Origin of the sequence: Streptomyces asoensis, from assembly GCF_016860545.1 — a bacterium.
Lineage (GTDB): Bacteria > Actinomycetota > Actinomycetes > Streptomycetales > Streptomycetaceae > Streptomyces > Streptomyces asoensis.
Genome location: NZ_BNEB01000005.1, coordinates 1,726,272 through 1,749,749 on the forward strand (window position 1 = coordinate 1,726,272; position 23,478 = coordinate 1,749,749).

Sequence of the window (23,478 nt, forward strand, 5' to 3'; positions counted from 1 at the left end):
TGGACCTAGGACTCCCCTCCCCCATGTCGCGCCGCCGGCCGGGTGACGGCTGTCCGCGATCCGGACTTCTCGACGGCGGCAAGGAAGGCAGGTACGTGACCATGACCCCGCCGTCGGCACAGCACGGCGCGGCGGCACCGGAGCACTCGGTACTGCTGCGACGCCACGGCCTGCGCTGCACGGCAAGCAGGCTGTGCACCTTGAGGCTGCTGTCCGCGTCGGGGCAGCACCTGTCCACCGCCGAAGTCTGCGCTGAACTACAGGAGATGGGTCTGCCGTTCGATCAGGCGACCGTCTACCGGACTCTGGAGACCTTCACGGAGGCGGGTCTGGCGCACGCCGTGCACGGCCCGGGGCCCAAGCGCTACGGCGTCAGCTCCGAACCGCACCATCACGCCGTGTGTGAGGAATGTGGTCGCGTACAGGACGTGGCGATCGCCGACATGAGGGAAGCCGTGGAACAGATCACCGAACTGACCGGACTACACACCGGTGAAGGGGGCTCGCTGCTGCTCTACGGCCGATGTTCCCGGTGCAGCGGGTAAGTGGGCTCCTGTCACGGGTGCGGGGCGCCGCCGTCGGAACGGACGCTGTCAAAGGCATGACGACGACGCCCCACACCCGGCCGACGGCGCGGTACCGCTTCAGCACCCCAGCCGGCCGACCTCCGTCGAATCTAGACCTTATTGCGATTCACTCGCAATAAGCGGAGGGCTCATGCGTCGCCCTCCAGGTTGCCCTCCGTCTCCAGGTACACCTGCCGCAGTTCGTCCAGGACCGCCGGGTCGGGCTTCGCCCACATCCCTCGCGACTCCGCCTCCAGCAGCCGCTCCGCGATGCCGTGCAGGGCCCAGGGGTTCGCCTGCTGAAGGAACTCCCGGTTGACCGGGTCCAGGACGTAGGTCTCGGTGAGCTTGTCGTACATCCAGTCGGCGACCACTCCGGTCGTGGCGTCGTAGCCGAACAAGTAGTCGACCGTCGCGGCGAGTTCGAAGGCGCCCTTGTAGCCGTGGCGGCGCATGGCGTCGATCCACTTCGGGTTGACGACGCGGGCGCGGAAGACGCGGGAAGTCTCCTCCACCAGCGTGCGGGTGCGGACCGTCTCGGGGCGGGTGGAGTCCCCGATGTACGCCTCGGGGGCCGTGCCGCGCAGGGCCCGGACGGTGGCCACCATGCCGCCGTGGTACTGGAAGTAGTCGTCGGAGTCGGCGATGTCGTGCTCGCGGGTGTCGGTGTTCTTGGCCGCGACCGCGATCCGCTGGTACGCCGTCTCCATCTCCTCGCGGGCGGGGCGGCCGTCGAGTTCACGGCCGTAGGCGTAGCCGCCCCAGACGGTGTAGACCTCGGCGAGGTCGGCGTCGGTGCGCCAGTCGCGCGAGTCGATGAGCTGGAGCAGGCCGGCGCCGTACGTTCCGGGGCGGGATCCGAAGATGCGGGTGGTGGCGCGGCGTTCGTCGCCATGGGCCGCCAGGTCGGCCTGTACGTGGGTGCGGACGTGGTTGATCTCGGCCGGTTCGTCCAGGGCGGCGGCCAGGCGCACGGCGTCGTCCAGGAGGCCGATGGTGTGCGGAAAGGCGTCGCGGAAGAAGCCCGAGATGCGCAGGGTGACGTCGATACGGGGACGGCCCAGCTCCTCGTACGGGATGGGCTCGAGGCCGGTCACACGGCGCGAGGCGTCGTCCCAGACGGGGCGGATGCCAAGCAGGGCGAGGGCTTCGGCCACGTCGTCGCCGGCGGTACGCATGGCGCTGGTGCCCCACAGGGACAGGCCGACGGAGGTGGGCCAGTCGCCGTTGTCCGCGCGGTAGCGCTCCAGGAGGGACTCGGCGAGGGCCTGGCCGGTCTCCCAGGCGAGGCGGGAGGGGACGGCCTTGGGGTCGACGGAGTAGAAGTTGCGCCCCGTCGGCAGGACGTTCACCAGGCCGCGCAACGGTGAGCCGGACGGACCCGCCGGGACGAAGCCGCCGGCCAGCGCGTGGACCGTGTGGTCGAGTTCGGCGGTGGTCGCCGCCAGGCGCGGGACGACTTCGCGCGCTGCGAAGTCCAGGACCGCGCGAACCTGTTCGCCGTGCTCGTTGGGTACGGCGGCCGGGTCCCAGCCCGCGTCCTCCATCGCCTGGACCAGGGCACGGGCCTGTCCCTCGGCGGCGTCCGCTGTCGTGCGGGTCGCGGCGGACTCGTCCAGGCCGAGGGCTTCGCGCAGGCCGGGAAGGGCCTTGGCGCCGCCCCAGATCTGGCGGGCGCGGAGGATGGCGAGGACCAGGTTGACGCGGTCGGCGCCGGTGGGCGGGTTGCCGAGGACGTGGAGGCCGTCGCGGATCTGGGCATCCTTGACCTCGCACAGCCAGCCGTCGACGTGGAGGAGGAAGTCGTCGAAGCCGTCGTCGTCGGGCCGGTCCTCCAGGCCGAGGTCGTGGTCCAGCTTCGCCGCCTGGATGAGGGTCCAGATCTGGGCGCGGATGGCGGGCAGCTTGGCCGGGTCCATCGAGGAGATCTGCGCGTACTCGTCGAGGAGTTGCTCCAGGCGCGCGATGTCGCCGTAGGAGTCGGCCCGGGCCATGGGCGGGACGAGGTGGTCGACGAGGGTGGCGTGCACGCGGCGCTTGGCCTGGGTGCCCTCGCCGGGATCGTTGACCAGGAAGGGATAGATCAGGGGCAGGTCGCCGAGGGCTGCGTCCGGGGCGCAGGCGGCGGACAGGCCGCCGTTCTTGCCGGGCAGCCACTCCAGGTTTCCGTGCTTGCCGAGGTGGATCATCGCGTCGGCGCCGAAGCCGCCCTCCGTCTGCGGGGCGGCGATCCAGCGGTAGGCGGCCAGGTAGTGGTGTGAGGGCGGGAGGTCCGGGTCGTGGTAGATGGCGATGGGGTTCTCGCCGAAGCCGCGCGGGGGCTGGATGAGGATGAGCAGGTTGCCGAAGCGCAGTGCCGCGAGGACGATGTCGCCCTCCTTGTTGCGGCTGTGGTCGACGAACATCTCGCCGGGCGCCGGGCCCCAGTGCTCCTCCACCGCCGTCCGCAGCTCTTCGGGGAGCGTGGCGAACCAGCGCCGGTAGTCGGCGGCCGGGATCCGGATCGGGTTGCGAGCCAGCTGCTCCTCGGTGAGCCAGTCCTGGTCGTGACCCCCCGCCTCGATCAGCGCGCGGATCAGTTCGTCACCGTCACCGGAGGCCAGGCCGGGGATGTCCGCGTCGGAGCTGAAGTCATAACCCTCCTCCCGCAGGCGCCTGAGCAGGGATACGGCACTGGCGGGAGTGTCCAGGCCGACCGCGTTGCCGATCCGGGAGTGCTTGGTGGGGTACGCCGACAGGACGAGGGCCAGGCGCTTCCGGGCGGGCGGGATGTGGCGGAGGCGGGCGTGGCGTACGGCGATTCCGGCGACCCGGGCCGCACGCTCGGGGTCGGCGACGTAGGCCGGGAGTCCGTCGGCGTCGATCTCCTTGAAGGAGAACGGCACGGTGATCAGGCGGCCGTCGAACTCGGGGACCGCGATCTGGCTGGCGGCGTCCAGCGGGGAGACGCCCTCGTCGTTCTCCTCCCAGGCCGTGCGTGACCCGGTCAGGCACAGGGCCTGGAGGATGGGGACGTCGAGGGCGGTGAGCGCGCCCGCGTCCCAGGACTCGTCGTCGCCGCCGGCCGATGCCTCGGCGGGCCTGGTGCCTCCGGCCGCCAGGACCGTGGTGACGAGGGCGTCGGCGGCCCGGAGTTCGGCGATCAGCTCCGGCTCCGGGGCGCGCAGGGAGGCGACGTACAGCGGGAGCGGCCGGCCGCCCTCGTCCTCGATGGCGTCGCAGAGTGCATGGATGAAGGCCGTGTTGCCGCTCATGTGGTGGGCGCGGTAGTACAGCACGGCGATGGTCGGACCGTCGGCCGGACCATCCGGGCGCTCCAGCGGACCCCAGGTCGGAGCAGGTGCCGGCGCGTCGAAGCCGTGGCCGGTGAGAAGGACGGTGTCCGACAGGAACCGAGCGAGCTGTTCGAGGTTGGCGGGGCCGCCGTGGGCGAGGTAGGCGTGGGCCTCGGCGGCGATGCCGACGGGGACGGTGGAGGCGGCCATCAGCTGGGCGTCGGGGGCCTGTTCGCCGGTCAGGACGATCACCGGGCGGCCGTCGGCGAGCAGCAGGTCGATGCCGTCCTGCCAGGCGCGGATACCGCCGAGGAGGCGTACGACGACCAGGTCCGCGCCGTCGAGGAGGGCCGGGAGGTCGTTCAGGGGAAGGCGGGCGGGGTTGGCGAAGCGGTAGCCGACCGGGCCGTCGGCCGCGCGGGCGCTGAGCAGGTCCGTGTCGGACGTCGACAGGAGCAGGATCTCGTGGGCGGGTGGGACTCGCTCCCCGGACGGAGTGGGCATGCGTCGCCTGGCCTTCCTCGGGGTCCGCGCCCCGGGCGGTGTCGGAATGGGTCTCCCCCTCGGACCAAGCCGAGGGCGAGGGAAGGGAGTTCCTGGCTCACCCGGCCTGGTGAGGCCGAGATCACAGTGGCGGGACCGCGCCGGATTCGCACCGGCTTCCTCTCCTGTCGCCGTGATGGCGGTTCGTGGACCGGGTGATCCACTGGGGAGCATAGTAAGGGTCACTGGAACAGCGCGGGGCATACATCGCCCATGATCGTAGGTATGCTCACCGCCATGCCCACGGCAGCCCTTCCTCCAACGCCCCAGGCCACACGGGAGCGCGGTGACGCCTGCCCCGGAGCGCTGCGCCTGCACGCGGCGGACGACGGGGCCCTTGCCCGTGTCCGGCTTCCCGGTGGAGTCCTGACGCTCGGGCAGGCGGCAGCACTCGGGCGCGTCGCCCGGCGGCTGGGCGATGGCGACCTGCACCTGACGTCGCGCGGCAACGTGCAGCTGCGCGGTCTGGCAGCCGGGTGTGGCGGGGAGTTGGCGGAGGCGTTGGACGCGGCCGGTCTGCTTCCCTCACGGGAGCACGAGCGGGTGCGCAACATCGTCGCCTCGCCCCTGTCCGGCCTGGACGGCGAAGGCGTGCGGGACGTGCGGCCATGGCTGACGGCCCTGGACGCCGCGTTGTGCGGGAGCGATGCCGCCCGGGGTCTGTCGGGTCGGTTCCTGTTCGCTCTGGACGACGGGCGCGGTGATGTGGCCGGCCTCGGCGCCGACGTCACGGTGCGCGCGATACGGGACGGCGCGGCGTGGCTCACCCCCGGGTCGGTCCGCGTGGCGGTCGATGACGCGCCGCTCGCAGCACTGGTGGCAGCCGAGACGTTCCTTCAGGCCGCGCGATCGCACACGGCACACACCTGGAGGGTCTCAGAACTCCCCCTGCCGGAAGGCGAGCTGGACCGCCTGATACGTGATCGGCTGACGGCCGCGGGCATCGCGCACGATGAAGGTCCCGAGCCGGTCGGTTCGGCCGACGGGCCGGCCCCGGGAGTCGTGGGCGAAGCCTTGTCCGCGCACGTTCCCTTGGGGCGGCTCTCGGCCCTCCAGTGGGAGGCGTTGACGATGGTCGCGGACACTGAGCTGCGGCTGACCCCCTGGCGTGGCGTCGTTGTCCCCACCGTGGCCGCCACCGCTGCACGAGTCTCCGAGTCGCTCGAGCGTCTCCGTGCGGCCGGACTGGTCACCGACCCCGCGTCCCCCTGGCTCCGCGTCGGCGCCTGCATCGGCCGCCCCGGATGCGCCAAGGCACACGCCGACGTCCGGGCGGACGTGGCGCGCACACTCGAAGCGACAGGCCGCCCCGCCCTCCCCCTGTACTGGTCCGGGTGTGCACGGCGCTGCGGACACCCGAGTGGTGAGCACGTCGACGTGCTCGCGACCCCGGAGGGCGGTTACCGCCTGTCGGTCGCCCCGGCAGGCGGTGAGACGAGAACCGCCTCCGCAGCAGACCCTTCCCGGATGGGCGCCGCCCTGGCGGCGATCATCTCATGACCCGCACGACGACCGAGAGCAGTGAGAAGAGCACCGTGACCACCCACGTCTACGAGAAGGACGGAGCGGCGATCTACCGCCAGTCCTTCGCCACCATCCGCGCCGAGGCGGACCTCACGCGTCTGCCCGCCGATGTCAGCCAGGTCGCGGTACGCATGATCCACGCCTGCGGGATGGTCGACCTGGTCGAGGATCTGGCCTACACGCCCGAGGTGGTGGCCCGGGCCCGCGAGGCCCTGCGCGCCGGCGCCCCTATCCTCTGCGACGTGCAGATGGTGGCCAGCGGCGTGACCCGCAAACGGCTGCCCGCCGGGAACGACGTCCTGTGCACCCTGTCCGACCCGGCCGTCCCGGAGCTGGCCGAACGGCTGGGCACCACGCGCAGCGCCGCGGCGCTGGAGCTGTGGCGGGACCGGCTGGAGGGCGCGGTCGTTGCCGTCGGCAACGCCCCTACCGCCCTCTTCCGCCTCCTGGAGATGATCGAGGAGGGCGCGCCCCGGCCCGCCGCCGTCATCGGCGTCCCGGTCGGCTTCGTCGGCGCTGCCGAGTCCAAGGACGCCTTGGCCGCGCATCCTTCCGGGCTGGAGTACCTGGTGGTCCGCGGCCGACGCGGTGGCAGCGCCATCGCGGCCGCCGCACTCAACGCGATCGCGAGCGAGGAAGAGTGAGCGGCAAGCTGTACGGGGTCGGCCTGGGCCCCGGTGATCCCTCCCTGATGACCGTACGGGCCGTCGAGGTCATCGCAGGGGCGGACGTGGTCGCGTACCACAGCGCCCGGCACGGGCGGTCCATCGCCCGGTCGATCGCGGCGCGGCACATCCGCGAAGACCACATCGAGGAAGCACTGGTCTACCCGGTCACGACGGAGACCACCGACCATCCCGGCGGCTACAAGGGCGCCATGGAGGAGTTCTACGCCGAGGCATCGGCCAGACTCGCGGCCCACCTCGACGCCGGGCGCACCGTGGCCGTACTCGCCGAGGGCGATCCGCTCTTCTACGGCTCCTACATGCACATGCACAAGCGGCTCGTCGAACGCTACGACACCGAGGTCATCCCCGGCGTCACCTCCGTGTCGGCCGCTGCGGCCCGCCTGGGCGCACCGCTTGCCGAGGGCGAGGAGGTGCTGACGATCCTGCCGGGCACCCTGCCCGAGGAGGAGCTGACCGCTCGCCTGGCCACGACGGACGCCGCGGTGGTGATGAAGCTCGGCCGCACCTTCCCCAAGGTGCGCCGCGCGCTGGAGACTTCGGGACGCCTGACCGAGGCCCGTTATGTGGAACGGGCCACCATGAGCAAGGAGCGCGTCGCCGAACTCGCGGCGGTGGACGCGGAGTCGGTGCCTTACTTCTCGGTGGCCGTGCTGCCCAGTCAGGTGGACGCCGAGCGGCCTGTACGTGAGCGGGGCGAGGTGGTGGTGGTCGGGACGGGGCCGGCCGGTCCGCTGTGGCTGACACCCGAGACGCGGGGCGCGCTGGCCGCCGCCGACGATCTGGTCGGCTACACCACCTACCTGGACCGGGTGCCCGAGCGGGCGGGCCAGGCCCGGCACGGCTCGGACAACCGCGTGGAGGCCGAGCGCGCCGAGTTCGCGCTGCAACTGGCCCGCAAGGGGCGGCGGGTGGCCGTGGTCTCCGGCGGCGACCCGGGTGTGTTCGCGATGGCCACCGCCGTGCTGGAGGTGGCGTCGCAGCCCGAGCACCTGGATGTGCCGGTGCGCGTGCTGCCGGGCGTGACCGCCGCCAACGCTGCCGCGGCACGGGCCGGCGCCCCGCTCGGACACGACTACGCCGCCCTCTCCCTCTCCGACCGGCTCAAGCCGTGGGAGGTCATCGCGGAGCGACTGCGGGCAGCGGCCTCGGCGGACCTGGTCCTGGCCCTGTACAACCCTGGTTCGCGCAGCCGTACCTGGCAGGTGGGCAAGGCACAGGAACTGCTGCTGGAGTACCGGGCGCCCGGCACTCCGGTGGTGGTAGCCCGGGACGTCGGCGGCCCGGGTGAGCGGGTGCGGATCGTGCGGCTGGGTGAGCTGGATCCCGCCGAGGTCGACATGCGCACGATCCTGCTGGTCGGTTCCTCGCAGACCCAGGTGGTGCGGCGCGGAGACGGCGAGGAGATCGTCTGGACGCCCCGCCGGTATCCGGAGGCGTGAGGTGAGCGGTGCCGCGCCGTGCGGGCGCCACCGCCTCCTGCTCTACTCGCCGTGCTCCTGAGCCGTGGCCGGCTGGGCCAGGCCGGCCGTCCACTTCTCCTCGATGCGGCCGACCTTCCACACCACCAGGGCGACGGCCCAGGTGGCGAAGAACAGGCCGACGATGACGTAGCCGATGATGTTGAGGTCGAGTCCGGAGATCCAGTCCCAGAACGCGCCGTGCAGGTCCGCCTTCTCGGCTACCAGACCGAGAAGTTCGACGGTGCCGATGATCAGGGCGACGGCGACGGACAGGCCGGTGATGGTGAGGTTGTAGTAGACCTTGCGGACCGGCTTGGAGAACGCCCAGCCGTAGGCGAAGTTCATGAACGAGCCGTCGATGGTGTCAAGCAGGGACATGCCGGCCGCGAACAGGACCGGCAGGCACAGGATGGCGTACCAGGGCAGGCCGGAGGCGGCGCCCGAGCCGGCGAGGACGAGGAGCGCGATCTCGGTGGCGGTGTCGAAGCCGAGACCGAAAAGCAGGCCCAGAGGGTACATCTGCCAGGGCTTGGTGATCGACTTCATCAGGCGGCCAAGGAGGCGGTTCATGAAGCCGCGGTTGTTGAGCTGCTCCTCCAGGGCCGCCTCGTCGAAGTGGCCGGTGCGCATCTGCCGGAACACCTTCCAGATGCCCACCATGATCACCAGATTGATGATCGCGATGACGTAGAGGAAGGTGCCCGAGACGGTCGTACCGATCCAGCCGGTGATGCTGTGCAGCGTGGAGTTGTCGTTCTCGACCGGCCCTGCCAGCGCTTTGACGCCGAGAGACAGCAGGAAAGCGAGCGCGAAGACGATCGACGAGTGCCCCAGGGAGAACCAGAAGCCGACCGACATCGGGCGCTGGCCCTCGTTCATCAGCTTGCGGGTCGTGTTGTCGATGGCGGCGATGTGGTCGGCGTCGAAGGCGTGCCGCATGCCCAGGGTGTACGCGGTGACTCCGATGCCTATGCCGAAGGTCTTCGTGCCGAGGCTGTAGTGCTCCGGGGCGACGATCGCCACGAGCGTGAACCAGCCGATGACATGCAGCGCCAGGATGAACGCGGCCATTCCGCCGACGCTCGCCCATTCCTTGCGGGTCATTGATGTGCGGATGCGGTGCCACGAGATGCCGCGGCCGGTGGCCGGAGCGGTCGGCCTGGCGGAAGCGGAATCAGGAGCGGTGGTCATGGGGCGTGACCCTTACTTCTCGGCGAGCGGCTGTTTTCAGCCGCGCCTTCCAGGTTTCTGCGAAGAAGTTGCAGCTACAAGAAGGCCGCAGTAAAGTCGGCGCCAGGTTTCAGTCAATGACCGGAAAAGCTCCCTGCTCAAGGTGCTCGCGGACCCACTGGGCCGCCTTCTCGGGATCCGGGAAGACGGTCACTCCCTCGGGAACGGGTGGTCTGCGGACCACGAGCACGGGCAACCGCGCCTCGCGGGCAGCCGTCAGTTTCGGCGCCGTGGCCGCCCCGCCGCTGTCCTTCGTGACCACCACGTCGATGCGGTGGCGCCGCAGCAGCTCTCGCTCCCCGTCGAGGGTGAAGGGGCCACGGTCGAGCAGTACCTCCATGCGGGCCGGATGCGGTGGCTCGGGTGCATCGACGGATCGGACGAGAAACCACAGGTCCTCCAGGTCCGCGAAGGCCGCCAGGCCCATGCGCCCGGTGGTGAGGAAGACTCGCCGGCCGAGGGCGGGCAGCGCCTGGGCTGCCTCCTCTAGCGAGCCCACCTCGTGCCACCGGTCGCCCTCGGCGGGGACCCAGCCGGGCCGGCGCAGGGCGAGCAGGGGAACATGGGTTGCGGCAGCGGCCTGTGCCGCGTTGAAGCTGATCTTCCCGGCGAAGGGATGGGTGGCGTCGACGATCACGTCGACCGTCTGCTCGCTCAGCCACGCCGCCAGCCCTTCGGCCCCGCCGAAGCCGCCGACGCGGGTCTCGCCCGGGGGCAGCCTGGGGCTGGCGACGCGTCCGGCAAGGGAGTTGGTCAGCTTCAGCCCCGGAGTGCCGTGGAGGAGTTCGGCAAGGCGGCGGGCTTCCGTGGTTCCGCCGAGGATCAGTACGTGCATGAGGGGGTGGGTCCGTTCATGAGTGGCAGTGAGGGTCGAGACGTGGTGCAGGCGGGCGGGGCGCATGGTTCCGGTCAGGTGAAGGGCGGTCGCCGCGCCCAGCTCGAGCACACGGGGCTGCGGCACGGCTGGACCACGGGGGCCTGCGCGACGGCGGCCACCACGGCCGCGTACACCGCCCTGCTGACCGGTGAGTTTCCCGACCCGGTGACGATCACGCTGCCCAAGGGGCAGACGCCGTCCTTCGCGCTGGCCGCCGAGGAGCTGACCGAGAGTTCCGCCATGGCGGGGATCGTGAAGGACGCGGGAGACGACCCCGACGTCACGCACGGCGCGCTGGTCCGGGTCACCGTCCGGCGACTGCCCGCAGGCAGTGGCGTCGTCTTCAGGGCGGGCCCCGGCGTGGGGACGATCACCCGGCCCGGCCTTCCGCTGCCCGTCGGTGAGGCGGCGGTCAATCCCGTGCCCCGTCGCATGATGAGCGAGCACGTCGCCGAAGTGGCCGCCCGGCACGGCGGCAGCGGCAACGTGGAGATCACCGTCTCCGTCGACCACGGCGAGGAGATAGCCCGCTCCACCTGGAACCCACGGCTCGGCATCCTCGGCGGCCTGTCCATCCTCGGCACCACGGGCATCGTCGTGCCGTACTCCTGCTCGGCCTGGATCGACTCCATCCGGCGGGGCGTGGACGTGGCCCGCGCGGCCGGACGGACCCATGTCGCCGGGTGCACCGGGTCGACGTCCGAGAAGACCGTCGTCGCCGAGTACGGCCTGCCCGAGGACGCCCTGCTCGACATGGGGGACTTCGCGGGCGCCGTGCTGAAGTACATCCGCCGGCACCCGGTGGACCGCCTCACGATCTGCGGTGGCTTCGCCAAACTCTCCAAGCTCGCCGCCGGCCATCTGGACCTGCACTCCGGCCGCTCCCAGGTCGACAAAGGCTTCCTCGCCGAACTGGCCAGGCGGGGCGGCGCGGACGAGACGCTGGCCGCCGTCGTGGCCGACGCGAACACAGGGCTCGCCGCGCTCCAGCTGTGCCAGGCCGCCGGGGTACCGCTCGGCGACCTGGTGGCGAGGACGGCCCGCGACGAGGCGCTGGCCGTGCTGCGCGGCGCGCCCGTCGCGGTGGACGTCATCTGCATCGACCGTGCAGGGACGGTCGTGGGCCGCAGTACGGTGACATGATTCACCCGCGCCGAGGCACCGGGCCCGCCGGTCACTCGTAGGCCAGACCCACCCTGATGCGGTTCCCGTCGGGGTCGCGGAGTCTAGCTCGCGCCCCCACGGCGCCTCCTCGACACAGACCCCGAACTCGGCGGCCACGGCGCCCATATCGGCGACCCTCAGATACACCAAGGTGTCTGGCCGCGCGTCGCCCCCGTGCTCCGAGAGGAAGACGCGTAGCTGGCCTCGGGCAACCTCGGTGAAAACGGGGAGTCCCGGCTCGGACCGGTGCACTGAGTGAAGCCCAGACGTGCGTATCACCTGACAGTTTCGGCGGCGTCCCTCACCCGCAGGACGGGAATCACCTGCTCAGCAGCCATGACGCTCCCGCTCCGGCGAGTACAGGTGGCTGTCGCGGAACTGTTCCGCTCCGAGCGTCCGCCCCACCATGATGACCGCGGTACGCAGCACACCCGCCTCTTTCACCTTCTGGGCGATCTCCTCCAGCGTGCCCCGGATGATCAGCTCGTCCGGGCGGGAGGCGTAGGCCACGACCGCGGCGGGGCAGTCGGCGCCGTAGCGCGGGAGGAGTTCCTCCACCACGCGGTCCACGTACTTGGCGGCCAGGTGCAGCACGATCAGCGCGCCGCTGCGGCCCAGCGTGGCCAGGTCCTCGCCGTCCGGCATGGCGGTGGCGCGGTTGGCGACGCGGGTGAGGATGACGGTCTGGCCGACGGTGGGCACGGTCAGCTCCCGCTTGAGGGAGGCGGCCGCGGCTGCGAAGGCGGGAACGCCGGGGACGACCTCGTAGGGGATCCCGGCCGCGTCGAGCCGTCGCATCTGCTCGGCGACCGCGCTGAAGACGGACGGGTCGCCCGAGTGCAGCCGGGCCACGTCGTTCCCCTCCTGGTGGGCGCGAAGCAACTCGGCCGTGATCTCGTCCAGATCGAGCTGGGCGGTGTCCACCAGGCGTGCGTCCGGCGGGCACTCGGCCAGCAGATCGCGCGGGACGAGGCTGCCCGCGTAGAGGCAGACCTGGCAGGCGGCGAGCGTCCGGGCGCCGCGCACCGTGATCAGGTCGGCGGCACCGGGTCCGGCGCCGATGAAGTACACGGTCATCTGTCTGCTCCTGGAGGGGGGTTGGGGGTCTTCTGCACGCACCACTGGGTGACCGGCATGGCCTGCCGCCAGCCGGTGAAGCCGCCCACGGGCACGGCGTGCGCCACCGCGAGCCGCACCAGCTCACCACCATGGCGGCGGTGAGCGTCGGCGAGCAGCGCCTCGGACTCCAGCGTGACCGTGTTGGCGACGAGCCGCCCGCCGGGTGACAGGGCCGCCCAGCAGGCGTCGAGGAGACCGCGGGCCGTAAGTCCCCCGCCGACGAACACGGCGTGAGGCGCGGGGAGTTCGGCCAGCGCGCCCGGAGCGTCACCGGTGACCACCCGAAGTCCCGGCACGCCGAGTCGCTCCGCGTTACGGAGGATACGTTCGGCACGTACCTGGTCGCGTTCGACGCTGACGGCCCGGCACGACGGGTGGGTGCGCATCCACTCGATGGCGATCGAACCCGACCCGCCACCGACGTCCCACAGGAGTTCGCCGGGAGCGGGGGCGAGCGCGCCGAGCGTGGCGGCTCGGATGTGTCTCTTGGTGAGCTGCCCGTCGTGCTCGTACGCCTCGTCGGGCAGGCCCGGCACCGCACCGAGTCGCAGGGCGTCCGGTGCCCGGCGGCATTCGACGGCCACGATGTTGAGGGGATCGCCGGACTGCTGGGTCCGCGCCCAGTCGTCGGCAGTGGTCTCGGCGGTCACACGCTCCCGGTCGCCACCGAGTTGTTCCAGGACACGCATCCTGCTCGGTCCGAAGCCGCGGTCGATGAGCAGCGCGGCGACGTCTTCGGGAGTGCGGGCGTCGGCGCTCAGGACAAGGAGTCGCCGGCCGTCGTGCAGGGCGGCGGCGAGGCGGGCGGTGGGGCGGCCCACCAGGGTGACGACCTCGACGTCCTCCAGCGGCCAGCCCAGCCAGGCGGCGGCATAGGACACGGATGACGGGTGAGGAAGGACGCGCAGTGCGTCGACCTCTTCGGCGAGCGTGCGTCCGATGCCGTAGAACATCGGGTCACCGGTGGCCAGGACGGCGATACGGCGGCCGGCGTGAGCGGCGAGCAGGCGGGGGACGGCGGGGCGCAGGGGTGAGGGCCAGGCGACGCGCTCGCCGGCGCACTCGGTGGGCAGCAGGTCCAGATGGCGCGGACCCCCGATGAGAACGTCGGCACGGCGCAGTTCCGCGCGGGAGGGTTCGGCCAGGCCCGACCAGCCGTCGGCTCCTGTCCCGACGACGGTGACGGCGGAGGGCGGGCCTTGTGGGGCGGGGGTCACTGCTGGCTACCTCGGAGTTCAGGGGTGCGACAGGCGCGCACTCTACTAAGCGATCACCCGTGCTACCGAGTCCGGGTTCACATCCGGTCGAATCTTATTGCACACTGTTCGCAATAACGTAGATTCCGCAGGAAGGGGAGGGCATGGGCTCTCCGATCGTGCTCGGGATCGAGTCGTCGTGTGACGAGACCGGTGCGGGGCTCGTCCGGGACGGGCGCCTGCTCGGGCACGCCGTGGCGTCGAGCATGGACGAGCACGCCCGCTTCGGCGGAGTGGTGCCCGAGATCGCCTCCCGCGCCCACCTGCACGCCCTGCGCCCGGTGGTGCGTCAGGCACTGGACCAGGCGGGGCTGCGGCTCTCCGACATCGGGGCGGTCGCCGTGACCACGGGCCCGGGGCTGTCCGGCGCCCTTCAAGTGGGCCTCGCGGGGGCGAAGGGCATCGCCTACGCGCTCGGCGTCCCGCTCCACGGCGTGCACCACCTGGCCGGTCATGTCGCCGCCGACACCCTGGAGCATGGGCCGCTGCCCGACCCGTGCATGGTGCTGATCGTCTCCGGCGGCCACACCTCGCTGCTCCTCGTGCGCGACCTGGCCCGCGATCCGATCGCCCATCTCGGCGACACCCTCGACGACGCCGCCGGTGAGTGCTTCGACAAGGTCGCGCGCGTCTTCGGACTGCCGTACCCCGGCGGTCCGGCCATCGACCGGGCCGCCCGCGAGGGCGACCCCGGCGCCGTTCCCTTCCCGCGCCCGCTTCCGGGGTCGTACGACTTCTCCTTCTCGGGACTGAAGACGGCGGCGGCCCGCTGGGCCGAGTCCCACGCCGGTCGTGAGCTGCCCGTCCACGACGGGGCCGCGTCACTGCAGGAGGCGGTCGCCGACGTCCTGACCCGCAAGGCCGTGGCCGCCTGTGTGGAGCACGGGGTCGGCACGCTGGTCGTAGTCGGCGGGGTCGCCGCGAACTCCAGGGTGCGGACGCTGGCCGAGGAGCGCTGCCGGGCGGCCGGCATCACGCTGCGGGTGCCGCCGCTCAGCCTGTGCACGGACAACGGCGCGATGATCGCCGCCGTCGGCGACCTCCTCGTACGGGCCGGGGCCGAGCCGGCCCCGCTGGACGTGTCGATCGACCCGTCAGCACCGCTTCAGTGCGCGGCCCTGCATCCGGTCGTGGCCGGAGCGGTGGCGGCGTGACGGACATCCATGTCGTCCCGTACGACGCTCTCCTGCCTCACAGCGCGGCCCTGCGCTCCGTCTACGCCGACGCGTTCTGCGCGCCGCCCTGGAACGAGGACGAGGAAAGGGCGGACGCCTTCGTCGCACGGCTCGGCTCGGACGTACGGCGTCCGGGGTTCACCGCAGCGCTCGCCTTCGACGGGCCGGACATCGTGGGTTTCGCGACCGCCTGGGCCACTCCCACCCCCTTCCCGGTCGACCGTTGCCATCCGCAAGCGGCCGCCGGTCTGGGCCCGAGCCGCACCGAGGAGTGGCTGTGCGGTGCCCGTGAGATCGATGAACTCGCCGTCCGTTCCACCGTCCATGGCACCGGAATCGCTGCCGGCCTCCTACGAGCGGTGACCGAGGACGCGCCGGACGGCCGCGCCTGGCTGCTCACCTCCCTCAAGTCGCCCCGGGCCATGGCCTTCTACCGTCGCCAGGGCTGGACCCAGGCCACCCACCCCTCCCCCGACGGCCACGGCATCGCGGTGTTCCTCGGCCCCCGCCACCCCGCCCGAGCCCTGGCCGTCCAGCCTTTGTAGCCCCCGGAGCCCGCCGTGCCGAGTGCCCTGGAGTCATGATGATCGGAACAGACTCCGGGGCGGCGGATTGGCACAACTGGCCCTCATCGGCGTCCAGTACGCGGCACGTCCCGGAGTCCGGACCGACAACTCTCGCCCATTACCGCAGTCTTGCGGCTCGCATCCGTTCGAGCGAATGCAGCAGCCGAAAGCAACAACCCCACAGCCGTAAGGGGAGTAGTAACTACATGACTGTTACCGTTCAGGTCGACACCACCCGCCCTGTGGCCACCCTCATCAACGTGTTCACGGTCTCCCCCGACCGCCAGGAGGAGCTGATCGAGCTGCTCGCCCGCGCGACGGAGGAGACCATGAAGCACCAACCCGGCTTCGTCTGCGCCAACTTCCACGCCTCCCTCGACGGCGAGCGGGTGGTCAACTACGCCCAGTGGGAGAGCGAGGAGCACTACAGGGCGATGCTCGACAACCCCGAGGCCCGCGTCCACATGGACCAGGCCGCCAAGATCGCGTCGGACGTGCAACCGCGACTCTTCTCGGTAGTGTCGGTCCATCCGGAATAGCAGGCCGTCCCTACGGCCCTACCAGCGCGATGCGTTCACAGCCGCTCCGCGGCGACTCACGCCGGCCGTCCGGCCAGAGCGCTGCGCGACCGGCAGATGTGAGATGCAGCAGCATCAGCGCATCAGAATGGCGCTTCCGCTGGACCTGCGGAGGGCACCATTCGGCCCACGCCATCCGGTCAGCGACCGCCCCACGCGAGGCTGCGGCCGCACTGCGGTGTCCGAGGCTCCCGGGCGTGTGCCGAGGAATGGCGGTTCTCTGCGCTGCCTCGGTACACCGAGCCTGCCCGGCCGGGGCGCTGTGCGGCCTGTCAGCCCATGTCCGTCAGCAGGGTGTTCAGTTCCTTCTCCTGCTGCGCAGGCGACATCGGCGGGTTCGAGTGGTCGATGCCGAACGTCTTGAGCATCTTGTCCATCTGGGCGTCGATGGAGGTCCAGCCGGTCTGGTCCAGCGGCTGCAGCGATGCCTGGTCGGCGTCCCACAGGTCACGCAGCTTCTGGGCGGCCGCGTGGGCGCCCTTGGCGTTCCCCGAGCGTGCGTCCTTGAGCGAGGTGGAGGCGAGGGTTTTCAGCGCGGCGACCTTGGCTGGCGGGAACTTCTTCACCGCCTGGCCGGGCGCCATCTGGACGGCGGAGGTGTTGTCCTCCTCCGGCGCCGGGCCGACGTGCGGCTGGCCATGGGCCCAGACGAGCAGGCCCGCGGTGGCGACGGCGAGCAGTCCGAAGCCGGCCAGCGCGACGCGCTCCTTGCGCGGGTCGCCGGTGGTGTGTGCGGCGTGGGTCGCCTCGTGGGTCTCGGTCACGTCAGAGCGCGTCACCGTCAGGTAGACCACCGTCGCCAGAATGAGGCCGAGGAAGATCAGGCTGGTGGTGAACGTGCCCAGGTCGAGACCGGTCGGTTCGCCCGGCTGGGCGACCTTGGGGGAGGCGAGCCAGTCGCCGATGTTCGCGCCCAGCGGGCGGGTCAGGATGTAGGCGAGCCAGAAGGACAGCACCGGGTTGGCGCCGAACTTCCACAGCGCGGTGATCGCCGCGATGAGGCCGAGCGGCAGCAGGACCGAGACTCCCGGGCTCCAGCCGGTCAGTTCCAAGGTCCAGTCGCCGGTCGCGGTGCCGAGCGCGAAGGTGACGAGAACGGCGAGCCAGTAGAACGACTCCCGCGGAAGCGTGGTGACCGAGTGGATCGACAGTGTGCGCTCCCGCGCCCACCACACGCCGAAGACCGCCGCGAGCAGCACCGAGAAGACCGCGGAACTGATCCACAGCGGCACATTGAGCTGGTCGGTCAGGATGTCGGTGTACAGGGTGCCGGTGACGCTGACGACGACCACGGTCAGCCAGTAGGGGAACGGGACGTACCGCTTCAGCCGCAGCTGGACGACCAGGACCACCACGAACACCGCGGTGAAGATCCAGGCCGTGTTCACCAGGCCGACGCCCAGCTTCATGTTGATCCAGTCGGCGAAGCTCTCACCGACGGTCGTGCACAGGACCTTGATCACCCAGAACCAGACGGTGACCTCGGGAACCTTGTTGAGCATGAGACGCCCGCTGCGCGCGCGTGCTTCCGTTGCCGTTGTCATGCGAGAAGGTTGACGCGGGGAATCTGCACTTAACCTGACTACGCGGCTGCACGGGCGGCCGGGAGTGTCACCTCGACATGCCCGCGGCCGTCCGCGATCGCGCGGACCTCCACACCGGCCGAGGCGGCGATGCGCCTCACCACCGGCAGCCCCAGCCCGTACCCGCCGCCACCGGTCACCCCCGCTTCGAAGACCCGGTCGACGTCCGCGGGATCGAATCCCGGGCCGTCGTCCAGGACATCGACCACGATGGCCTCGCCCTGGTTGCGCGCGGTGATCCACACCCGGGACTTCGCATGCCGCAGGCCGTTGTCCAGCAGGGGTGACAGCAGCGACACGGCGACGTCGGCCGCCACGGCGACCTCGACCTTCGGGGGGAAGGCGACCTCGACCGCACGGCCGGCGATCGCCTGCCGTGCGGCGGAGCGCAGGTCGCACCGGGTCCCCTCGTCCGTCCGTGCGCGGGCGGCGCGCAGCAGCGTCGTGATCGCCGTATCGAGGCGGTCGACCTCGCTCAGCACCGCCTCCGTCGGCACCGGCTCGCCGGACAGCTGCGCCAGCTGTGCCTCGGCCCGCAGGACCGTGAGCGGTGTCCGCAGCTCGTGGGCGATCTCGTCGGTGAGCCGGCGCTCGTCCGCCAGCGCGTTGTCGACGCGCTCCAGGAGGTGGTCCAGGGTCCGCCCCAGTTCCCCGAACTCGTCGCGGGGGACGCCGAGGTTGAAGCGGCGCCCGGGTTCGTGCTGGCCCCAGTCGTCGGCGAGGGCGGCCATCTCGTGCACGACCCGCAGCGCGCGGCGCACCACGAGGTGTGCGACCCCGCCGGCGAGGAGAATCGTGAGGCCGCCCAGTACCAGGGACAAGGTCAGGCTGCGCTGCTCGGACGTCTCGTAGGGCGTGAGGTCCACCCGGACGATCACCATGGCGTGGTGGCCGTGGATCGGGATCTGCCGCGCGTACAGGAGGTGATCGCCGACCGACACGGTCTGCGATCGCCCCGAGCCCGCGAGCTCCTCGACGCGATCGACCAGGCTCGGCGGGACGTTTCCGTCGATCAGGCTGCCGTCGGCATACACCCAGGCGACCTCGTCGAGCGCCTCGCTGCTGTTCTCCGTGAGTACGACACGGCCGCCCTTGTCGGTGACGGTCGCCGCCACCGCCTCGGCGCGCGTATGTGCCAGATCGTGCGCGTCGGCGTCCGTCACCCGGCTCAGCAGTACGTGCGAGACCACGACCAGGATCGCGACCACGGCGGTGGCGATCAGCACGGTGAGTGCGACGACCCGCTTACGGAATCCCGTCACTGCCATCGGTAGCCCACGCCGCGGACGGTCGCCAGACGCTCGGCCACACCCAGCGAACCGAGCTTCGCCCGCAGCCGGCGCACATAGGAGTCGAGGGTGTTGTCGCTGACCTGCGCCCCGTGCGGCCAGCCGGCAGCGACGAGCGCGTGGCGGCGTACCGCGTCGCCCTGCGAGGCGATCAAACGGCCCAGCAGCCGGAACTCCGTCGGGGTCAGGCTCATGCTCACCGAATGGTAGGTCACCACGTGCTTCGCTGGATCCAGGACGACCTCGCGCGGTGCGGGCACCACGGTGGCCCGGCGCAGCAGCGCCCGGACGCGGACCAGCAGTTCCGGGATGTCGAAGGGTTTGGTCATGTAGTCGTCGGCGCCGGCCTCGAAGCCGCCCACCTTGTGATGCAGGCCGTCCAGGGCGGTGAGCATCAACACCGGCGCGTCGACGCCGCGAGCCCGCAGGGCCAGGCAGACGTCTCGGCCGTCGGCGTCCGGGAGGCCGAGATCCAGGACGACCAGGTGGGGCGCCGGTGCGAGCTGCCGCAGCAGGCTGTCGGCCGTGGCGGCGACGGAGACGGTGTGCCCGTCGTGCTCCAGGGCGCGCTTGAGGACGCCGCGGACCGCCGCGTCGTCTTCACACACCATGATGAAAGCCACGCGCCGACCCTAGATACTCCCGTCCCAGTTCTCCATCTTCCCTGGTCAGCCGCTGAGGGTGGGGAGCAGGCCACTGTTGACGGCCCCACGTGCGGGCCGACCCGCATAGAACCATACGGTCACAGGTATCGACGCCTGTCGCACCGCGAGGACATGCTGCGGCAGCTTGCGCGCACGGCCGCAAGCAGGTCCAGGGACTCAGATCGCCGGCGTGAAGGACGGGGCGCCGGTTTCATGGCCCTGTGAAGAACCCGAGCGCACGGACGAACTCCGTACGGAAGTCGGCAATGTCCCGGTCGGTGACACCGGGCCGGGCGAAGGCGACGTCGTCCCGCAGACCGCACTGAAAGAGCTCCCGGGTTTTACCCCTGCATTACTGCTCCATGACCATCTGACTACAGATCTGTAGTCATGATGGTCCAGCCTTAGTTAGGGTTGCCTACGCTAATGGGCGCTGCTCGTACGGAGGCCGCCCGGGGAGGGTCGCATGTGGGATGACGCGTTTCCGAGTTTCCTGATCGGGCTGCGGGAGGGGCTCGAAGCAGGACTCATCGTCTCCATCCTCGTCGCGACCCTTGTGCGGGCGGATGCCCGCTCCCGGCTGCCGCAGGTGTGGACGGGCGTACTCGCGGCGATAACGCTCGCCATGAGTTTCGGCGCGGTCCTCACCTTCACCGCGGCCTCCCTGTCGGCCACCGCGCAGGAAGCCTTCGGCGGCACCCTCAGCGTGATCGCTGTCGCGTTCGTCACCGCCATGGTGTTCTGGATGCGCCGCTCGGCCCGCAGCCTGTCCGGTGAGATAAAGGAGAAGATCACCGGAGCCCTGGCCATGGGCTCGGGTGTGCTGATCCTCACCTCCTTCCTCGCCGTGGGCCGGGAGGGTCTGGAGACCGCGCTGTTCCTGTGGACCACGGCCCAGGCGGCCGGCGAGTCCTCCGGCCCTCTGACCGGCGCCGCCATCGGGCTGATCCTTTCGGCCGCCCTGTGCTGGGGCTTGTACCGGCGGGTCCTGAAGATCAACCTGACGAAGTTCTTCACCGCCACCGGAGCGGTCCTGATCGTGATCGCAGCCGGCGTTCTCGGCTATGGGCTGCGCGACCTGCAAGAGGGCGGAGTGCTGCCCGGCAAGGCGGCCTACGCGGTCGACCTGAGCGGCAGTATCGACGCCGGCTCCTGGTACAGCACGCTGGTGCAGGGCGTGTTCAACCTGACGCCGACCATGACCTGGCTGCAGGTCTTCGGTTACGCCGGCTATCTCGCCGTGGTCATGACGCTGTTCGTGCGCGGCCTGCGCGCCACGGCGCCGAAGCCGGCCTCCGGCAAGGCGGCACCGGCCCCGGACGCCCCGACGCCCCCGCGGCGCCGCCCTGCCTGGGTGGTTCCCGTCGCCGTCGTCACCGTCCCCGCGCTCCTCGCGGGCCTCGCCGTCGCCTTCGGCCGCCCCAAGCCCGGCGCCGCCCAGACCGTCGCCGTCTCGGAGAAGGACTGCGGCGAGGGTTTCACCGCGCCCAGGCCCGGCCGGCAGACCTTCCAGATGCACAACACCGGCGACAAGACCGCCGAGGTGTACCTCATCGACCCGGCCACGAACGCTGTCTACGGCGAGATCGAGGGCCTCGCCCCCGGCACCACCCGCGCCCTGGTCGCCACTGTCGCCGGCGGCGCATACGCCTGGCGGTGCGTGCCCAGCGGCGGAACCGCGGTCACCTCCGAGGCCGTCCGCGTCACCGGTGGCGGGGCTGCGAAGGCGGTCGTCCCGGTCTCGGAACACGACCTCTCCGGCCCGCTCGCGCAGTACCGGACGTACGTCGACGAGGGCCTGGCCGCTCTCGTGCCCCAGACCCGCACCCTGGCCGACGACATCAGGCACAACCACCTCGGCCAGGCCCGCACCGACTGGCTCACCGCGCACCGCACCTACGCCTCCCTCGGCGCCGCCTACGGCACCTTCGAGGACTTCGACCGGAAGATCGACGGAAGGGCCGACGGCCTGACCGGTGGAGTGCACGACAAGGACTTCACCGGCTTCCACCGCATCGAGTACGGCCTGTGGCACGGCGAGCCCGCCGCCTCGCTCACCGCGCCGGCCCAGCGACTGGCCGCCGACGCCGCCGGCCTGCGGAAAGCCTTCCCGCACCAGGACTTCGACCCGTCCGACCTGCCACTGCGCGCCCACGAGGTCCTCGAGAACACACTGCAGTTCGAGCTGACCGGCGACACGGACGAGGGCAGCCACACCAACCTCGCCACCGCCGACGCCAACCTCGCCGGCACCCGCGAGCTGCTCACCGTCCTCAGGCCGCTGCTCACCAGACGCTCTCCGCACCTGCTGCCGACCGTCGACGCAGACGTCGCACGACTGCAAAAGCTCCTGGACTCCGCCCACCATGGCAGCCACTGGACCCCCGTCGGACAGCTCGGCGCCACCGCCCGCGCCCGCGTCAACGGGGCCACCGGCCAGCTGCTGGAGGACCTCTCCCCCGTCCCGGACCTGCTGGAGATCCGGAAGTCCGCCTGATGACCACCGCACACCACCGCATCGACTACCTCGCCCGCACCGAAGGGAACGCCCCCATGCCGTCCGCCGAAACCCCCGCCCCGCAGGGTGGCTGCCCGGCCGGCGCCGACCGCCGCTCCTTCGTGAAGACGGCCCTCGGCGCCGGAGCGGCCGGCGCGGTTCTGGCCGGCGGCGGGCTCGCGCTCGCCGAGAGCGGCGGTGGCACCGCACAGGCGGCCTCGCAGACGGAGAACGCCGCCGAAGTGCCCTTCCACGGCCTCCACCAGGCCGGCATCATCACCCCGGCGCCGGCCGCTGCCACCTTCGTCTCCTTCACCGTCATCGCCGACGACCGCGCGCAGTTGGTGGAGTTGCTGAAGACGCTCACCAGCCGGGCCCGCTTCCTGACCTCCGGCGGCACCCCCGCCGACCTCGGCGTCGGCGCCCCGCCCTCCGACAGCGGCATCCTCGGCCCGACCGTCCCCGCCGACGGCCTGACCATCACGGTCGGCGTCGGCGCATCCCTCTTCGACGACCGCTACGGCCTCGCCACGGCCAAGCCCCGCCGCCTGACTCCCATGCGGACCTTCCCCAACGACAACCTCAAGCCCGCCGAGTGCCACGGCGACGTGTCCCTGCAGATCTGCGCCAACCGTCAGGACACCGTCCTGCACGCGTTGCGCGACATCGCCCGGCACACCCGTGGGGCCATGCAGATCAAGTGGCGCATCGACGGCTTCCAGAACACGCCCCGCCCCATTGGCGCCCAGCGCAACCTGCTCGGCTTCAAGGACGGCATCGCCAACCCAGACGTCGCCTCGTCCCGAGAAAGCAACCGCCTCATATGGGTCGGGGGCGGCGCCGGCGAGCCCGCATGGGCCAGGGGCGGCAGCTACCAGGTCATACGGATCATCCGCATGCTCGTCGAGTTCTGGGACCGGGTGTCCCTCACCGAGCAGGAGAAGATGTTCGGCCGCCGCAAGGACACCGGCGCCCCGCTCGACGGCGTCAAGGAGACCGATGTCCCCAACTACGCCAAGGATCCGCACGGCAACGCGATCCCCCTCGACGCCCACATCCGCCTCGCCAACCCACGCACCGCCGCCACGGACGACTCCCGCATCCTGCGCCGCGGCTACAACTACGACCGCGGAATCGACGATGTCGGCAACCTCGACATGGGCCTGGTCTTCTGCTGCTACCAGCAGGACGTCAAGCGCCAGTTCGAGGCCACCCAGACCCGGCTGATCGACGAACCCCTCGTCGACTACATCTCACCCACCGGCGGCGGCTACTTCTTCGCCCTGCCCGGAGTCCGCGACACCAAGGACTGGTTCGGCCGCGGGATGCTCGTGAGCTGACACGGATTCCTCAAGCTCGTCCTTTTGCCCTGCCGCCCCGGCTTTCGCAGGTGTCCGTCGCTCCATGCCCGGCCGCGCAGCGGCGTGGTGACCAGAATGCCCG

The 23,478-nt window shown here is 71.1% G+C and carries 18 protein-coding genes, 1 pseudogene and 1 riboswitch; of the genes and pseudogenes, 11 read left to right on the plus strand and 8 right to left on the minus strand.

Annotated elements, in window-relative coordinates; translation table 11 throughout:
• Nucleotides 1–101 precede the first annotated feature (101 nt).
• A complete protein-coding gene (locus Saso_RS30495) occupies nt 102–545 on the plus strand; it encodes a Fur family transcriptional regulator (protein ID WP_189923417.1) in 444 nt (147 codons plus the stop codon).
• Between the two features lie 170 nt (nt 546–715).
• Here the strand turns inward: Saso_RS30495 and cobN are convergent, their stop codons facing one another.
• Nucleotides 716–4,345: a cobaltochelatase subunit CobN gene (gene cobN, locus Saso_RS30500; protein WP_189923362.1), complete on the minus strand. Its 3,630-nt coding sequence runs from the start codon at nt 4,343–4,345 to the stop codon at nt 716–718.
• A gap of 86 nt (nt 4,346–4,431) precedes the next feature.
• Nucleotides 4,432–4,507: riboswitch (cobalamin riboswitch) on the minus strand.
• Nucleotides 4,508–4,597: 90 nt separating this feature from the next.
• Between cobN and Saso_RS30505 the strand changes: the two genes are divergently transcribed.
• From Saso_RS30505 to Saso_RS30515, 3 genes are read left to right on the plus strand one after another with little or no spacing between them, the layout of a single operon-like run.
• Nucleotides 4,598–5,884, plus strand: coding sequence for a cobalamin biosynthesis protein CobG (locus Saso_RS30505; protein ID WP_189923360.1), 1,287 nt, complete (start codon nt 4,598–4,600; stop codon nt 5,882–5,884).
• Nucleotides 5,881–6,552: a precorrin-8X methylmutase gene (locus Saso_RS30510; RefSeq protein ID WP_189923358.1), complete on the plus strand. Its 672-nt coding sequence runs from the start codon at nt 5,881–5,883 to the stop codon at nt 6,550–6,552. The genes Saso_RS30505 and Saso_RS30510 overlap by 4 nt, the downstream gene beginning before the upstream one ends.
• Nucleotides 6,549–8,036, plus strand: a complete 1,488-nt coding sequence (locus Saso_RS30515) for a precorrin-2 C(20)-methyltransferase (RefSeq protein ID WP_189923356.1) — start codon at nt 6,549–6,551, stop codon at nt 8,034–8,036. The genes Saso_RS30510 and Saso_RS30515 overlap by 4 nt, the downstream gene beginning before the upstream one ends.
• 42 nt (nt 8,037–8,078) lie before the next feature.
• Here the strand turns inward: Saso_RS30515 and nicT are convergent, their stop codons facing one another.
• Together nicT and Saso_RS30525 are read right to left on the minus strand one after the other, a co-directional pair.
• Nucleotides 8,079–9,248: a Nickel transporter NicT gene (gene nicT, locus Saso_RS30520; protein ID WP_189923354.1), complete on the minus strand. Its 1,170-nt coding sequence runs from the start codon at nt 9,246–9,248 to the stop codon at nt 8,079–8,081.
• Between the two features lie 109 nt (nt 9,249–9,357).
• Nucleotides 9,358–10,122: a cobalt-precorrin-6A reductase gene (locus Saso_RS30525; RefSeq protein WP_189923352.1), complete on the minus strand. Its 765-nt coding sequence runs from the start codon at nt 10,120–10,122 to the stop codon at nt 9,358–9,360.
• Between the two features lie 18 nt (nt 10,123–10,140).
• Here Saso_RS30525 and Saso_RS30530 point away from each other — a divergent pair, with 18 nt between their 5' ends.
• The gene (locus Saso_RS30530) at nt 10,141–11,307 is read left to right on the plus strand and encodes a cobalt-precorrin-5B (C(1))-methyltransferase (RefSeq protein WP_189923350.1); all 1,167 of its coding nucleotides are present in this window, start codon (nt 10,141–10,143) and stop codon (nt 11,305–11,307) included.
• Between the two features lie 348 nt (nt 11,308–11,655).
• Here the strand turns inward: Saso_RS30530 and cobM are convergent, their stop codons facing one another.
• Entirely contained in the window at nt 11,656–12,405 is a 750-nt protein-coding gene (cobM, locus tag Saso_RS30535) for a precorrin-4 C(11)-methyltransferase (RefSeq protein WP_189923348.1), read from the minus strand.
• A complete protein-coding gene (cbiE, locus tag Saso_RS30540; RefSeq protein WP_189923346.1) occupies nt 12,402–13,664 on the minus strand; it encodes a precorrin-6y C5,15-methyltransferase (decarboxylating) subunit CbiE in 1,263 nt (420 codons plus the stop codon). The genes cobM and cbiE overlap by 4 nt, the downstream gene beginning before the upstream one ends.
• A 143-nt stretch (nt 13,665–13,807) precedes the next feature.
• Between cbiE and tsaD the strand changes: the two genes are divergently transcribed.
• The 3 genes from tsaD to Saso_RS30555 all read left to right on the plus strand — a co-directional run bounded on the left by tsaD (nt 13,808) and on the right by Saso_RS30555 (nt 15,983).
• Complete coding sequence (gene tsaD / locus Saso_RS30545; RefSeq protein WP_189923344.1) at nt 13,808–14,857, plus strand: tRNA (adenosine(37)-N6)-threonylcarbamoyltransferase complex transferase subunit TsaD; 1,050 nt, start codon at nt 13,808–13,810, stop codon at nt 14,855–14,857.
• Nucleotides 14,854–15,423: a GNAT family N-acetyltransferase gene (locus tag Saso_RS30550; RefSeq protein ID WP_189923342.1), complete on the plus strand. Its 570-nt coding sequence runs from the start codon at nt 14,854–14,856 to the stop codon at nt 15,421–15,423. Before tsaD ends, Saso_RS30550 begins: the two co-directional genes overlap by 4 nt.
• A 227-nt stretch (nt 15,424–15,650) precedes the next feature.
• Nucleotides 15,651–15,983, plus strand: a complete 333-nt coding sequence (locus Saso_RS30555; protein ID WP_189923340.1) for an antibiotic biosynthesis monooxygenase family protein — start codon at nt 15,651–15,653, stop codon at nt 15,981–15,983.
• A 311-nt stretch (nt 15,984–16,294) separates the two neighbouring features.
• Here the strand turns inward: Saso_RS30555 and Saso_RS30560 are convergent, their stop codons facing one another.
• The 3 genes from Saso_RS30560 to Saso_RS30570 are packed head-to-tail and all read right to left on the minus strand — an operon-like array spanning nt 16,295 to nt 19,517.
• The gene (locus tag Saso_RS30560; RefSeq protein WP_189923338.1) at nt 16,295–17,566 is read right to left on the minus strand and encodes a COG4705 family protein; all 1,272 of its coding nucleotides are present in this window, start codon (nt 17,564–17,566) and stop codon (nt 16,295–16,297) included.
• Between the two features lie 38 nt (nt 17,567–17,604).
• Nucleotides 17,605–18,873, minus strand: a complete 1,269-nt coding sequence (locus Saso_RS30565) for a sensor histidine kinase (RefSeq protein WP_189923336.1) — start codon at nt 18,871–18,873, stop codon at nt 17,605–17,607.
• A complete protein-coding gene (locus Saso_RS30570; RefSeq protein WP_189923334.1) occupies nt 18,864–19,517 on the minus strand; it encodes a response regulator transcription factor in 654 nt (217 codons plus the stop codon). Before Saso_RS30570 ends, Saso_RS30565 begins: the two co-directional genes overlap by 10 nt.
• Before the next feature lie 193 nt (nt 19,518–19,710).
• Here Saso_RS30570 and Saso_RS39260 point away from each other — a divergent pair.
• The 3 genes and pseudogenes from Saso_RS39260 to efeB form a co-directional block, all read left to right on the plus strand.
• A pseudogene (locus Saso_RS39260) lies at nt 19,711–19,812 on the plus strand (DUF6624 domain-containing protein); the annotation flags it as partial.
• Nucleotides 19,813–20,004: 192 nt separating this feature from the next.
• Complete coding sequence (efeU, locus tag Saso_RS30575; RefSeq protein WP_189923332.1) at nt 20,005–22,035, plus strand: iron uptake transporter permease EfeU; 2,031 nt, start codon at nt 20,005–20,007, stop codon at nt 22,033–22,035.
• 56 nt (nt 22,036–22,091) lie between these two features.
• The gene (gene efeB / locus Saso_RS30580) at nt 22,092–23,375 is read left to right on the plus strand and encodes an iron uptake transporter deferrochelatase/peroxidase subunit (RefSeq protein ID WP_189923415.1); all 1,284 of its coding nucleotides are present in this window, start codon (nt 22,092–22,094) and stop codon (nt 23,373–23,375) included.
• Nucleotides 23,376–23,478: the final 103 nt, after the last annotated feature.

Bases quoted from the DNA above. Each gene is read 5' to 3' on its own strand.
- Saso_RS30495 (WP_189923417.1), top strand. From the start codon at position 102: ATGACCCCGCCGTCGGCACAGCACGGCGCGGCGGCACCGGAGCACTCG.
- cobN (WP_189923362.1), bottom strand. From the start codon at position 4,345: ATGCCCACTCCGTCCGGGGAGCGAGTCCCACCCGCCCACGAGATCCTG.
- Saso_RS30505 (WP_189923360.1), top strand. From the start codon at position 4,598: ATGATCGTAGGTATGCTCACCGCCATGCCCACGGCAGCCCTTCCTCCA.
- Saso_RS30510 (WP_189923358.1), top strand. From the start codon at position 5,881: ATGACCCGCACGACGACCGAGAGCAGTGAGAAGAGCACCGTGACCACC.
- nicT (WP_189923354.1), bottom strand. From the start codon at position 9,248: ATGACCACCGCTCCTGATTCCGCTTCCGCCAGGCCGACCGCTCCGGCC.
- Saso_RS30525 (WP_189923352.1), bottom strand. From the start codon at position 10,122: ATGCACGTACTGATCCTCGGCGGAACCACGGAAGCCCGCCGCCTTGCC.
- Saso_RS30530 (WP_189923350.1), top strand. From the start codon at position 10,141: ATGAGTGGCAGTGAGGGTCGAGACGTGGTGCAGGCGGGCGGGGCGCAT.
- cobM (WP_189923348.1), bottom strand. From the start codon at position 12,405: ATGACCGTGTACTTCATCGGCGCCGGACCCGGTGCCGCCGACCTGATC.
- tsaD (WP_189923344.1), top strand. From the start codon at position 13,808: ATGGGCTCTCCGATCGTGCTCGGGATCGAGTCGTCGTGTGACGAGACC.
- Saso_RS30555 (WP_189923340.1), top strand. From the start codon at position 15,651: ATGACTGTTACCGTTCAGGTCGACACCACCCGCCCTGTGGCCACCCTC.
- Saso_RS30560 (WP_189923338.1), bottom strand. From the start codon at position 17,566: ATGACAACGGCAACGGAAGCACGCGCGCGCAGCGGGCGTCTCATGCTC.
- Saso_RS30565 (WP_189923336.1), bottom strand. From the start codon at position 18,873: ATGGCAGTGACGGGATTCCGTAAGCGGGTCGTCGCACTCACCGTGCTG.
- efeU (WP_189923332.1), top strand. From the start codon at position 20,005: ATGTGGGATGACGCGTTTCCGAGTTTCCTGATCGGGCTGCGGGAGGGG.
- efeB (WP_189923415.1), top strand. From the start codon at position 22,092: ATGCCGTCCGCCGAAACCCCCGCCCCGCAGGGTGGCTGCCCGGCCGGC.